The organism is Parafrankia sp. Ea1.12, from assembly GCF_900465275.1.
Classification (GTDB): Bacteria; Actinomycetota; Actinomycetes; order Frankiales; family Frankiaceae; genus Parafrankia; species Parafrankia soli.
In genome coordinates this window covers 46,310-59,111 of the sequence record NZ_UBIZ01000366.1, presented here as the reverse complement: position 1 = coordinate 59,111, position 12,802 = coordinate 46,310, and the positions used below count along the sequence as shown (strand labels likewise).

Genomic DNA, 12,802 nt, shown 5'->3' with positions numbered 1-12,802 from the left:
CCGGGCAGATGTCGAGCACCCTCACCGGATGAAGACCTGGGAGATCTTGCGTGACTACCGCCGCCGGGATCGTCCACCTCTACGGCATCAGCCGGGCCGGCTGACCGACAACACCACCGGACAGCCGCAGAAGAGGGCCTGTTCCTCGCGTGAACGATCACGCAATCCCGCCAGTGCGCGGCGACAGCAACGTACGGTCGGGCAGGGACGGTGCCCAGTGCCGGCCTGGCCCGCCGGCGGCGATCCCGTCACCGCCGGGTTGGGCGACGAGGCGGACGAGCCGGCTGAACTCGGGCGGGGCCGACCCGGTGAACGAGAAGCTCCACTGATGGTCCGCAGTGAAGATGACCTGCCCCCCGACCTGATCCACCAGGCAGCCTCGGGGCCCGCACAGCATCCGGGTCACGAGACAGCTCGTTAAGCTCAGAGCCATGAGTCGCCCGACGACGTCGTGGGCATCGTCGCCGCGGGTGCGGGCGTCGATGCGATCGAACAAGTCACGCGACACGAGGCCGGAGTTGGCGCTGCGGTCGGCGGTCCACCGGCTCGGTCTTCGCTACCGCGTCAGCGTGAGACCGATCCCTGGTCTGCGCCGAACGGGAGATCTAGTGTTCCCCCGCGCCCGGGTGGTCGTGTTCCTCGACGGCTGCTTCTGGCATGGTTGCCCCGAACATCACACCGCGGCGAAGACGAACGCCGACTACTGGGCTACGAAGGTCCGCGCGAACCGCGAGCGCGACGAGCAGACAAGTCGCCTACTGGAAGAGGCCGGTTGGCATGTCGTTCGCGTGTGGGAGCACGAGAGCCCGGGCGAAGCCGCGCAACGCGTTGCGGTCGCGGTTCTTGAACGAAGATCGCGCCTGCGTCTACAAGCGGGCCATTTGCAAGGCGAGGGCCAGGACGCAAGTGGTTGACATGGAGCAAGCTGCCCCCAGCCTGGCCTGGGTCGCTCATTTCCTGATTCGAGGCAGTCATGCAACCCGCCCCCTCCGGACGCCGGGGCTCGGGACCAGAGGGCCGAGGCACCGCCTCGTCTTCGTTCGTTCGCCGGCCCCGACTGGTGTAAATGAGCCACAACCCGAGCACATCGGGTATCTCGGGCCATCCGCGTCCGGACGCGGACGGTTGGATGGTTCAGTTGGGCGACCGGGAACAAGTCGGGGCAACGTCGGCCTTGGGGTCGGCATGGTCGTAGCTTGACCATGCGAGGGGTGCCATGGAGCGTATCGACGGGCGTCTGCGAAGCAATGCGCGCGAATCAGGTCATGCAACGCGGGGCCGGAGTTCGCCTTAAGGTCGGTGATCCGCGCCCTTGGGCTGCGCCATCCAGGGGGCATCGGGCCGGTTCCGCCGTTCCGACGAACGGGCGACCTCAATCACGAATGTCGCCTACCATCGGACTGGGTGTTGTCGCGCGGCTCGTCGTGGCGAGACGCCCCTGGAAGTCGGCTGCACTTTCCCGCCTTCGCCTCGATGCTCGTCGCCGAATTAATAGCCGGAAAGAGAGGGGTAATCGCACCGCCGGCTCCGCCGGCTCGGTTTCGGGGCGAGCTCGAGCCTCCGTCGGCAACTACATTCGGCTACTAATGGCGACTGGGCGTCGCGCGCCCGGCACGGTGTAAAGCCGGATGGCCACCGGATCTCACTCTCCAACCACTCGACGTGGCATCGCCGTAGGCGCAACGCGCCGACACGGTCGATGATCCTTTCTGTTGGACTACGCCCTCGCCTATGATCGGGCGATAGTATTGTCGGCGGGACATGTTTGGCGAACGCGAAACGGAAGGATACTATGCATACTCTCGTGGATCTCTTCGCTGGCTGTGGCGGAGGCTCCATGGGCTTCAAGGAAGCAGGTTTTGAGACCGTCGCCGCAGTGGAGATCGACAAATTCGCCGCGGAGGCCTTCGCCCTCAATGTTGGCTCTCCTCCCATGGTCAAAGATATCCGGGATATATCGCTGGAGGATATGCGGGCGTCCGGGGTCGAGCCGGGACGGGTGACCCTACTTTTTGGCTGTCCACCCTGCCAGAGTTTTACGATTCTACGCCGAGGATCCAGCGCGAGCTATGAAGACATCCGTCGTAACTCCCTGATCTTCGAGTATCTAAGGATCGTGGAAGAGATTAAACCCCGACACCTCGCTTTCGAGAACGTCCCCGGCCTGGTCGAGGGACGCTGGGAAAAGTACTTCATCAGCTTTCAGCAGAAGCTCGCCGATCTAGGCTATAGTTTAACCTGGCGCGTGGTCGATGCCGCAGAGTATGGCGTACCTCAAAGGCGTCGCCGGGTTCTCGTGATCGGCAGCCGTGTAACCGATCCCGAACTTCCCGAGCCGACCCACAGCGAACACGGCGGCGACGGCCTCGACTCGTTCACCACCGTACGCGATGCCATCTCCGCTCTAAGGCCGCTCGACTCCGGCGAGACTGACCCGGACGACCCGTTCCATCGCGCTCGCCGCCACAGTCCGCTCGCCCTGCGTCGACTTGCAGCCATCCCTGAAGGAGGGGGACGCGCTGACCTCCCCGACGAGCTCGTCCTAAGGTGCCATAGAGATCACAACGGCCATTACGATATCTACGGGCGTATGTGGTGGGACCGGGTTGCGCCGACGCTGACGTCCGGCTGTACGAACGTCACTCGCGGTCGCTTCGCGCATCCCGAGCAGAATAGAGCCATCACCCTGCGTGAGGCGATGCTGCTACAGACGTTCCCGCCGGATGCTCAGCTCCGAGGAGGGGTCGAGGCCATGGCGCTCCAAGTAGGAAACGCCGTGCCCAGTCTCCTCGCCGAACGGGTAAGCAAAAAGATCATAGAAATGGAGGCTAGGGCTGGAGACGGGGCTGTTGCACGAGCCGAGGCCGTGGTCCGTATCGGAGCCGAAGTATGAGTGGCTGGCGGATCGCTGCCGCTCTCGTTCGCTGGTCCCGGTCTCAGGGTTCGGGGGATTTCAGGTTTCCACCAGAGGTGATCGCGCAGGCGGTCCGCTGGAACCGGTGTGTCGATACGGAGGAGACGCTGCCCACACATGCCCTGGCGGTCTCCTTCATCGGCTCGTAGCGACTACCTCGGGCAACTCCGGTGCGGCCCTGGACACTCGGGTTTGCCATCGGATCCGGATACGGGCCAGACAGAGACTGCAGCCCGAGGCAACGTCCGCTCGGCGCGTGACCGCATCTGTGGATCTTGTCCGTGAGGAGACTCGCTGGAGACACAAAATATCCGTCTATCAGGGCCGCGCCAGGTCGACGATACGATAGATCTGGCCTGCTAGGAGGCCGGACATCTCCTGCGCTGTGCTGACGGCAGGACGAAACCTATGGAGGTCGCGTGACGGAGTACCTCGGAGACGTTGCGGATCTTTTCTCGGGTGGAGGGGGAATGAGTTACGGATTCTGCGCCCACCCCGCGTTTGATATTATCGGTGCCGCAGATGCCGAGATCGGCAAGCCGAGTACCGGCCATGGAGCCATCGGCTGTAATTCGACTTATGAAGCAAATATGAAGGTTCGCCCTTTGGCTGTAGATCTGTCGAAGGTAGACGCGAGTGTTGTCGCCTCTGGCTGGTTCGAGGGAAGATCCAGCGATCTAAAAGTTCTTCTGGCCTGTCCTCCATGCACAGGATTCTCTAGAGCGGTACACACAAACTATGTGGCAGACGACCCCCGAAACGGGCTGGTCGCGAGGGTCGCCGAGTTCGTCGAAGCCCTAAATCCCCAGCTGCTCTTCATGGAGAATGTTCCGCAGCTCATCAACGGTAATTTTCGGTCCCATTACCTTACCCTTCGCGGGCGTTTGGAGGAACTTGGGTACAAAGTGCATGCAGATGTCCACCGGCTTGACCGGTTCGGTCTGCCGCAGATTAGAGAACGAGCATTGATCATCGCGGCGAAGAAAGATCTTCCGCTCTACACGATGGACGACCTTTGGGGCGATTGGAGAGCTGAACCCGCGGCGACAACGGTGCGACGTGCCATCGGCGCTCTTCCGCATGTCGTCTCGGGGGAGACGCATCCTGATGACAGCGCGCACACTAGTACACTCCTGGCCGGCGAATCGTTGGAGCGGCTTCAAGCCATACCGAGAGACGGAGGTAGTTGGCCGGATCTTTTCCGAGACAAGAGCAAGCAGAAATTCTTGATTCCATCGATGTGGACAGCTGTAGAGCGGGGGCGCCTCAACAGTTACCGTGACGTCTATGGGCGAATGTCCTGGGATCGCCCGGCGCCTACCATAAAGCGCGAATGTTCGCACATAGGGAATGGGCGATACGCCCATCCCGAGCAGGATCGTCAGTGCACCGTGCGGGAACTAGCTGTCTTGCAGGGATTTCCTCGGACCTACAAATTTACTGGGGGCAGCAGGAAAAATCTGTATCGTCAGGTGGGTGATGCGGTGCCGCCGATAGTTTCTTATCAGCTGGCATCTCTTGCCGCCTGGATGCTGTCGGGTAACAGGCCCGAGATGGAACAGATAGTCCTTCCTGAGACTTCGCTGCGTGTGGAAGATCTGGTGCGGCGCGGCGCTCAGATGGCCATCGACTCCTGCTGAACCTCTTGGACATCGGTGACTCTGATCCGCCAGGAGCCATGGTGGATGGCATGGTCCGCCTGGAACCATAGGCGAACCTTCTCGACGCTGGAATCGAGTAGCATACGAAAAATCTTGATCCCGCGATCGTCAAAATAATCCGCTCCGTAACTAATCGACCTCCCCTTCTTCTCGATATCTACTGGCAGGGTCGAGGAGAATTTCCGTACAAGTAGCTCTACCGGAATCTCCTCGAGGAAGTAGGAGTATCCGTCTCCCATATCGAAGGCGCGGAGAATTAGAATCCGCTGGTAATGCTCCATGTGCCGGGGGAGGACTGTCCGCACGGCATCGGCACATTTCTCGGAGGTGGTTGCTTCCCGGACCCACCTCGCCTCCATCAGCTTCTCTATCTTGATTGCCTTTGCGCTGATGCCTCTCGCGGCCTCCGTTTTGAGGGACCATCGATATCCCGCCCCTTCAACGTCCCAGGCAGAGTCGCCCGGTCGGGAATTTAAGGCCGCAGCATGTCCTGTCGCCGTGAGGCATTGCTTGAAGAGATATTCGAAAGATTTCTTGTTCAGTGGCTCCTCATGAAGCGCATGATGCACGGTGAGGAGATTCGACATCGTCTCGCTGAAGACATCGTCGACGATGTCCGTATGAGGGCCGATGGAGGATTCTGCTGGGACTTGCAACGCTTGAGCGATGGATGCAATCAAAGACAGTTGGCTCGCTGAGAGTCCAGCCAATGCGGCGGACAGAGCTTCATGGACCGGCCGCTCAGCCGGTGCTGAGTGGCCGATCAAGGTCTGTCCGGGAGATCTGATGGCTCGGGCTGTGCTCCCGTGAAGAAATCCCGTGGTGATGTATGGAGAGCTGCAGCGAGAGCGTGAATGTTGACCAGACTCACATTGCGTCGGCCCTGCTCGACAGCTGAGATGTAGGTTGGATCTAGCTCGGCCATGTGCGCAAGCGCCAGCTGTGAGATGCCGGACGTTTTTCTGAGCTCGCGTAGGCGCGCGCCGAAGTCACGCTTCCAGCGCTCCGCTTGGGGTGATCCAGACGATCTCATTTGTCCTAAATGCTCTTGCTCCTAGGACTATGAGTCGAGGGACTATGAGTCAAGTTTTGCATCTAGGTGTTGCGTCGTGGCCTGCGGCAGATCGGGCGATCGCCGGCGCATACCGAGAGGGCTGGTAGGGGACCTTGGGGTTCGGCTGATCTACCCGCCTTGCTTACTGCCCTCCGCGTATGTCGGCCGGCGCTGGCTCGGCAGTAGAGGTCGCCGTGTGGCATCGCTAGGCGAGGAGTCATGCCTCTGCGTGGATACTCGGAGGTCGTCCTCGGTACGAGACTCGAGGACGTCGAGCGCGGCGGCGCCTCAAGCTCCGCGCGGGAGATCTACCTCCGACCTCGGGGCAGGCCGACCCGTGGTTCGACAGTCGGCGACACGCGCCGAGATCCGCGGAAGCGGGCGGCCGCCTGCTCGCACATGGCCAGCGACCGATCCGGCCTGGCGAGAGGCCCCCCACCCCTCGCCTGCTGGGTGAGCCGGGTGCTACTGTGGAATCGAAGACAATCCGCCTGTCGCGGTTACGCTCATCGAGGTCGTGGGAAAACGCAGGTCAGCATAGCGTTTAGGCGTTTTGACCTGAAAAGCGGAAGGTCGGCGGTTCGACCCCGCCCCTGCCCACCTTCAGTACCAGGCAGAGTAAAGCCCGCCAAGGATCTTGGCGGGCTTTGTGGTCTCAGTCCTGGTCTCGTTTGTACCTGTTACCCCGTTGGCGAGAGCGCTCCGGCGGGTCCGTCGTCGCCGTCGTCACGCTCCTGCTGCATGGTCTGCCAGAGCAGTCCGCCGACCAGATCGGCGATGCCGGTCAGAACCTCGGTGGGCACGTGCTGGTACCTCTTGGCCATGCTCGCCTGCGACCAGCCCATGACGTCCATGACGGCACGGGTGGGCACCTTCAGCACGAGCAGCATGGTCGCCGCGGTGTGGCGCGCGTCGTGCAGCCGCGCCGCGCGGACCTTGGCGTCGGTGAGCAGGTCGCCTGTGGGGCTCCAGAACCCCGATTCTGCCTGTGAGCTGGTCTTTTGCGGTTGACGGGATCTTCCGCGCAAGTGGTTAGGCGGCGTTGCGATATTCGTTGATCATGCCGTCGAGGATGCGTGTGCGACGGATGGTGGAATCCGGCGTCGGGGTGACCACGGGTGGCGAGTCGGGTGGGTGCTGGCCGAGGGAGCGGTGGGGTCGGTGGGTGTTGAAATGCTTCGCGTAGCTGTCGAGGACCGATGTCAGGTGCCGTTCGGAGACGATTAGTAGTCTGTCGGTGCATTCGCGGTGGGCGGTGCCTACCCAGCGTTCCGCGATCGCGTTCGCTTTCGGCGACTGTGGTGGTGTGCGCATCACGTCGATGCCGGCTGCGGTGAAGACGGCATCGAAGGAAGCCGTGAATTTCGTGTCGCGGTCACGGATGAGGAACTGGAACCGGTGGCTGCGCTCCTCGAGATTCATCAGCAGGTTTCGTGCCTGCTGGGTTACCCAGGCCGCGGTCGGATGCTTGGTGACCCCGAGGAGGTGGACTCGGCGGTGGCGTGCTCGACGACGAAGAACACGTAGATCCGTTGCAGGAACACGGTATCCACCGTGAAGAAGTCGCAGGCCAGCAGGCCAGCAGGCCGGACGCCTGCGCGCGCAGGAACGTCCGTCAGGAGGCGTCAGCCCGCCGGGGTGCGGGGTCGACGCCGGCGCGGTGCAGGATCCGCCAGACGGTGGCGACCCCGACCGGGTAGCCCAACCCGATCAGTTCGCCGTGGATCCTGCGGTGGCCCCAGGTCGGGTTCTCCCACGCGAGGCGCAGAACCAGCTCGCGGATCTCCCGGCGGACCGGCGGCCGCCCAGAGGTCTTGCGTGGGTAGGTCCATTTTCGGGCGAGGAGGTCGCGGTGCCAGCGCAGCACGGTGGCGGGGGTGACGAAGAACGAACCCCACCGGGCCCGGGGTAGCAGCCGGGACAGGGCTGCGAGGATCATCCGATCCGCCGGTTCCAGTGTCGGGCGGTTCACCTGCCGTCGCAGCACCGCCACCTGGTGTCGCAGGACGAGGAGCTCCACGTCTTTCGCGGTGTCGCCACGCACGCGGAGCAACGTCAGTCCGAGAGCGTTGCGTGTCAGGGCGTGGAGCAGCGACCACACCATGACCATCCAGCCTGCCCGGGGCGGGCCCCGTCCGGCAGGCAAACACGCAGGTCACCGCCCAAATCCGGGTTCTGGAGCCCCACAGGTTGGCCTCGAACTGCGCTACCGTCACCCCACCGGGCCGGCCGCTCCCCCATTGCCCTTGACTTTCAGTCACGCCTCCCACACCAGCCGCTTTGGGATAACGTGCGACTTTCCCTGCACCTTCGGTTCATGCGCGTGGCTCATCCTTCCGGTTGGCCGTGCTCATCAACCCGGGCAGCGCATCCCCTTGGCTCCACCCGCGACCTGTTGGGTGGCCACGACCAGGGACTCGCCAATCGAGTTTCGCGCGGGTGCGCTGGAAATGATAAGTGACCACGATCGACCGCCGATCGCCTGGGTTTCCCGCTGGGTGGCGTCACCTCGCCGCTGCATCGAACAGGGGGTCAAGCGATGACCCGCCGTCCGGAGCGGGCGGCACGTGAGGGAACAGCTCCTGGAAGGCGCCCTGGGTGATGCGGTGCCGGGTGGCGGGGTCGAGGTCGCCGACGAGCTCCTGGAGTGTCTTCTGGGTGTGGCCGAAGGTGCCTTCGATGTGCGGGTAGTCGCTGCCCCAGCACACGTTGCGCCAGCCCATGGCCGTCACCGCGGCGACGGCCGAGCGGTCGTGTTGGAAGGAGGCGTAGACGTTCTCGTACAGGTACTCGCTGGGGAGCCGTCGCAGGCGGGGACTGACGGCCGACGCGTGCTGCCGGTACGCCTCGTCGAGCCGGTCGGCGATGAACGGCCCCCAGGTCGCTCCGCCCTCGGACACGATTGCGCGCAAGGACGGGTGCCGGTCGAACACGCCACCGGCGATCAGTTTGGCCACCGCCCGCTGGCCGCCGTAGGTCGTCTCCAGGTAGTTCAGGAGCGCGCCGCCGGGGCCGCGGTAGTAGACGCCGTTGCGGGTGGACGCGTCGTGGGGCTCGCTGCCGATGTGGAACGCGATCACGAGACCCGTCTCCGCGAGGGCGGCCCACAGCGGCTCCCACGACTCGCGATGCCAGTCGTCCCCGTCGACGAGTGGCGTGACCGGCAGGGACGCGGCGTGGTAGCCGAGCCCGGCGGCCCGCTCGACCTCGGCCACGGCGGTGGAGACGGTGAGGAAGGGGATCGTCGCCGCGCAGATGTAGCGGGGCGAGAACCGCTGGTACTCGATCGCCCAGTCGTTGATCGCCTGGGCGCCCGCGGCGAGCAGCTCCGGGTCACGGATTGACGAGGTCCACATCCCCAGAGAGGGATAGATGAGCTCGGCCCAGATGCCTTCGGAGTCCAGGTCGAGCAGGCGCATCTCCTTGTCGTTCGCGCCGGGCGCCCGCTCGGGAACGGTGTGGCCGTTCTCGTCGGTGAGCTGCCGGCCCGGCCGGGGCAGGCGGCGCCGGAACTCCTGCCCGTCAACGTGGATCGTCTCCCAGCCGCCGTCGGAGTCCTTGACGCTGCGCGGCATCCGCGCCGCGAGGGACCCGGGCAAGCTCTTTTCGAAAAGATCGTCCGGCTCGACAAGGTGTGAGTCACCCGAGTTGGCCCAGATCTTTGCCACGGTTCCTACCTCCTTCTCGTCGACGACGGGTCGCAACCTCGTCGTCGACACCTACCGGTTGCCGTACGGTTCGTGGTGGTCATCGGACGGTCGGCTTCTCCCCTCGTCCACTCGTTCCACCAGGGCACTCACGTCCTCGAGTGAGCGCAGGGTGTCGTTGAGGTGTGTGCAGGTGGACGGGCCGACGAAGGTGTCGCGCACCCAGCCACGCAGGCCCTCGGCCGGCGCGCCTGCCAGGCGGGCGGCGCTCGCCGCCGCGTTGGGGCACTCCGGCCACGGGAGGGCGCCGATGTCGGCCTCACCCGACAGGAACTGCCGCGTCGAGGGGTCGAATGTGGCGTGGACCGTGTACTCGTGCACGATCGTCTCGACGCCGTCGCCGTCCATGTGGCTGTCGCGGAAGAAGCACTCCACCAGGGCGACCTCGCCGTCCTTCCACACGTCGAGCCGGCGACGTCGGCGCATCCCGTGCGGCGGGAGCGAGTCGAACGCGTGCCAGCCGAGCGGGTCGTCGGTGGACTCGACGGAGGGCGCCTCGGGACCGGTGTGGGTGGGTGGCATCCCTGTCCCGGCGAACCCCGACACGAGCGTGCCTCCCGCCACCCACCCGGCGCACAGGTCCGGGTGCTGCAGCGTGAGCTTCGGACGAGACCGGACCGCACCGCCGACCTGCACCGCGTAGCCGCCCACGAGCAGAGCCGTCGGCAGGTCGTCGAGGAGCTGGAACCGCACGGAGCGCGACACTCGCTCGCCAGGCATGGCGTCATCGACGGCCTTCCGGAAGCCGGCGGACGCCGCCATACCGACGAGCGCCGCCAGACCCGGATGGGACGGGTCGCCGGTGATCCGGCGGACGAGCCGCTCCGGGTGGTCCACCTGGAGATCGAGGCGCGCCGTGCCGAGGATGGTGCTTGCGCCGTCGAGCGCGGTGCGCAGATCGCGCCCCCGCGCCACGACGGTGACCGGTCCAAGCAGCCCGTCCGGCCGTAGGGAGTCGTGGGTGGTGGTCCGTCGCACCGAGCCCGGTCGGCGGGCCGGCGTGGCGGATGCCGGGTGTGCGCCCAGTGTGTTCATGGCGAGCCGTCCTGGATCCGAGATGTCATCAGAACCTCTTCAGGGTCGTTCCCAGCCTAGGGAGACAACTCGTCAATATGCAAGACTCGTTTTCAAATTAGAGTGACAGGTGACCCTGGAGGGAGCTGTGACCGAGCCGACCCCCGCGACGACACCACGGGTTGGGCGGCCCCGCCGTTTCGACGCCGACACGGAGCGGGGCATGATCATGGACGCGGCGATGCGGCTCATGGCGCTCAACGGCTACGCCCAGACGTCCGTCGGCGAGATCCTCGCCGACGCCGGGCTGTCGACCCGGTCGTTCTACCGCCACTTCGAGTCGAAGGAGGCCTTGCTGCTGGCCCTCCTCGAACGCGACGCCGCGGCGGTGGCGCGTTCGCTGGAGCGCGCCGTGGCCGCGGCCTCCGATCCGGTCGCCGCGATCGAGGCCTGGCTGGAGCGATTCCTCGACGTCTTCTACGAGCCCCGGCGGGCCGCCCGCGTGGCGCTGTTCTCGTCCCCCGCCGTTCGCGGCTCCTACCCGCTGGCCGACGTGCTACAGGACATGCGACGGATCTTCTGCCAGCCGCTCGTCGGCGCACTGCGCGCGGGCCACGAGGCAGGTCTTCTGCGCTCACCGACCCCGGAGGCCGACGCGAACAGCCTGTACGCCCTCGTCAGCGCCGCCGCGGATCGGCACGAGGCCCACTTCCAGCAGCGGGCGGCGGCGAGGGCGCACGTCGTGCGGTTCGCGTGGCCGGCCCTCGGGCTGCCGGAGGGCGAGACCCCCGGCGGGCCGAGGAGCCGGCGAGCCGACGAGCGAGGTCGAGCACGAAGATGAACTCGAAGTCGGCCCGTTCGGCGAAGTGCCTGTCGACGTGGGTGTCGCCGATGTGCACGAACCGCCGGCAGCCGAAGGCCGCTCGGACCCCCGCGAGCTCGTGCTTGCGGCTGACGAAGTCGGGGACGATCCCGGCGCGCTCCCACATCACCGGCTGCTCGCCGAGGGTGCGGTCGGAGCAGCTACCGATCACGTAGCCCTGTGCCTGGGCCCACCGCACGAAGGCCAGTCGGAGCGGCCCGGCCGGGTCGCCCGTCTTCAGGGTGCCGTCGATGTCGAAGCTGACGAGCGTGCGGGTCTCCATCGCTGTGCTCCGTTTCCCTGCTGTGCTCCGTCGCTCACTCGCTTCGCGGCCCCGCTCGTTCCTCGCGGGACCACTCCGCTCGCTCGACTACTCCGCTCAGTCTGTGCGCAACATGACCGACGCGGGATCGTGGAAGAAGCTGGCGCCGGGGCAGAGCAGCGCCGTCCTGGCACCGGGAACCTGACGTTCACCCTCGGTGCCCCGCAGCTGTCGCACCGCCTCGGTGTAGAAGTTGAAACCCCCCGCCCGTCCCTGCGACAGCCCACCCCCGTTGGTCGTGACGAGTGTGTGCCCGCCGAGGCGAAGGATGTGCGCCTCCGCGTCCCACGACGATGCGAGCAGGTCGCCGGCCTCGCCCGGCTTGCAGAACCCGGCTGCCTCGATGCACCCCACGGTGTCGATGGTGTAGCCGTCGTAGGGGAAGAAGAGGTCGAGGTCGTTGACGGTCAGGTCGCTGCGCTCCCACAGGCCGGCCAGGGAGGTCCACAGAGCGTTCTCGGTCCAACCCAGGCTGTTGTCGTAGTACTCCCCGACCCGTGAACCGCCCAGCGACATGGCGTGGACGTACACAGGCTTGTGGCGCAGATCCCTCGCCCGCTCGGCCGTCGTGATGATCAGCGCCTCCGCGCAGTCGACGGGCACGTCCATGTCGAGCATCTGCATGGGCTCCCAGATCACGCGAGAGGCGTGGTAGTCCTCCATCGTGATCGGGGTTCGCATGGCTGCATTGGGGTTCTTCGTCGCGTGGGTGCGGTTGTTCACGGCAATGCGGGCGAAGACGTCCTTCGTCGCTCCGTAGTCATGCAGGTAGCGCGCCATCCAGGCGGCATACGGCTCACCGGAGTGCAGCCAGCGGCGAGCGAAGTCGTCCCGGCCTATGGGCGCGTGGCTCGCCGCGCGCAGTTGCGCCGCCCGGAGGCGGAACGGGTCGTTCGCGGCGGACCGCGACATCTCGGGTCTGCGGGTGTAGGCCTGTACCACCAGGACCGCGTCGCACAGGCCGGAGAACACCGCTTCGGCCGCATAGACGAAGCACGACCCGAGCCACCCGTTCTTCTGCCAGGTGGTCTTCTCGATTCCGAGCGCGCCCTGCAGCGTCAGGAACCCGGCTCCGCCCATGGACAGCGGGTCCATGCCCGTGCCGCAGACACCGTCGATCTCCTGCCGGTCGATGCCGGCGTCCTCGATGGCGCCGACGGCCGCCTCGAGGGCGAGGGACAGTTCGGTGCGCTTCAGGTCACGGCCGTAGGGCGTCGACCCGACACCCACCACGGCCAGGCTGTCCTTCAACGGGTTGCGCGCCATTG

At 65.5% G+C, this 12,802-nt stretch carries 9 protein-coding genes and 3 pseudogenes; 4 read left to right on the top strand and 8 right to left on the bottom strand.

The features are described from left to right. Window positions 1–184 precede the first annotated feature (184 nt). Window positions 185–397: pseudogene (locus FMEAI12_RS20880) on the bottom strand (hypothetical protein); the annotation flags it as partial. A 34-nt stretch (window positions 398–431) separates the two neighbouring features. Between FMEAI12_RS20880 and FMEAI12_RS20875 the strand changes: the two are divergent. From FMEAI12_RS20875 to FMEAI12_RS20865, 3 genes are all read left to right on the top strand, one after another. Continuing rightward, window positions 432–914 (top strand): very short patch repair endonuclease, encoded by a 483-nt coding sequence (locus FMEAI12_RS20875; protein WP_200835358.1) that lies wholly within the window; start codon window positions 432–434, stop codon window positions 912–914. Between the two features lie 878 nt (window positions 915–1,792). Continuing rightward, complete coding sequence (locus FMEAI12_RS20870; RefSeq protein ID WP_112107521.1) at window positions 1,793–2,893, top strand: DNA cytosine methyltransferase; 1,101 nt, start codon at window positions 1,793–1,795, stop codon at window positions 2,891–2,893. Between the two features lie 440 nt (window positions 2,894–3,333). Continuing rightward, complete coding sequence (locus FMEAI12_RS20865) at window positions 3,334–4,554, top strand: DNA cytosine methyltransferase (RefSeq protein WP_200835357.1); 1,221 nt, start codon at window positions 3,334–3,336, stop codon at window positions 4,552–4,554. Here FMEAI12_RS20865 and FMEAI12_RS36270 read toward each other — a convergent pair. The 6 genes and pseudogenes from FMEAI12_RS36270 to FMEAI12_RS20830 form a co-directional block, all read right to left on the bottom strand. After that, window positions 4,530–5,342 carry a hypothetical protein gene (locus FMEAI12_RS36270; RefSeq protein WP_146776739.1) on the bottom strand — a complete coding sequence of 271 codons (813 nt, stop codon included), beginning with the start codon at window positions 5,340–5,342 and terminating at the stop codon, window positions 4,530–4,532. The genes FMEAI12_RS20865 and FMEAI12_RS36270 overlap by 25 nt on opposite strands. After that, window positions 5,339–5,608, bottom strand: coding sequence for a helix-turn-helix domain-containing protein (locus FMEAI12_RS40060; protein WP_112107519.1), 270 nt, complete (start codon window positions 5,606–5,608; stop codon window positions 5,339–5,341). Before FMEAI12_RS40060 ends, FMEAI12_RS36270 begins: the two co-directional genes overlap by 4 nt. A 701-nt stretch (window positions 5,609–6,309) precedes the next feature. Next, window positions 6,310–6,582 (bottom strand): annotated as a pseudogene (locus FMEAI12_RS38420) (tyrosine-type recombinase/integrase); the annotation flags it as partial. Between the two features lie 79 nt (window positions 6,583–6,661). Next, a pseudogene (locus tag FMEAI12_RS40055) lies at window positions 6,662–7,775 on the bottom strand (integrase core domain-containing protein). A 358-nt stretch (window positions 7,776–8,133) separates the two neighbouring features. Then, window positions 8,134–9,297, bottom strand: a complete 1,164-nt coding sequence (locus FMEAI12_RS20835) for an amidohydrolase family protein (RefSeq protein WP_112107533.1) — start codon at window positions 9,295–9,297, stop codon at window positions 8,134–8,136. Between the two features lie 51 nt (window positions 9,298–9,348). After that, a complete protein-coding gene (locus tag FMEAI12_RS20830) occupies window positions 9,349–10,371 on the bottom strand; it encodes a DUF2889 domain-containing protein (protein WP_112107518.1) in 1,023 nt (340 codons plus the stop codon). Window positions 10,372–10,498: 127 nt separating this feature from the next. On the opposite strand from FMEAI12_RS20830, the gene FMEAI12_RS20825 reads away from it, so the two are divergent. After that, on the top strand, window positions 10,499–11,191 hold the full coding sequence (locus tag FMEAI12_RS20825) for a TetR/AcrR family transcriptional regulator (protein ID WP_131626792.1): 693 nt from the start codon (window positions 10,499–10,501) through the stop codon (window positions 11,189–11,191). Window positions 11,192–11,591: 400 nt separating this feature from the next. Here FMEAI12_RS20825 and FMEAI12_RS20815 read toward each other — a convergent pair whose 3' ends face one another. After that, complete coding sequence (locus FMEAI12_RS20815; protein ID WP_112107515.1) at window positions 11,592–12,800, bottom strand: thiolase family protein; 1,209 nt, start codon at window positions 12,798–12,800, stop codon at window positions 11,592–11,594. Window positions 12,801–12,802: the final 2 nt, after the last annotated feature.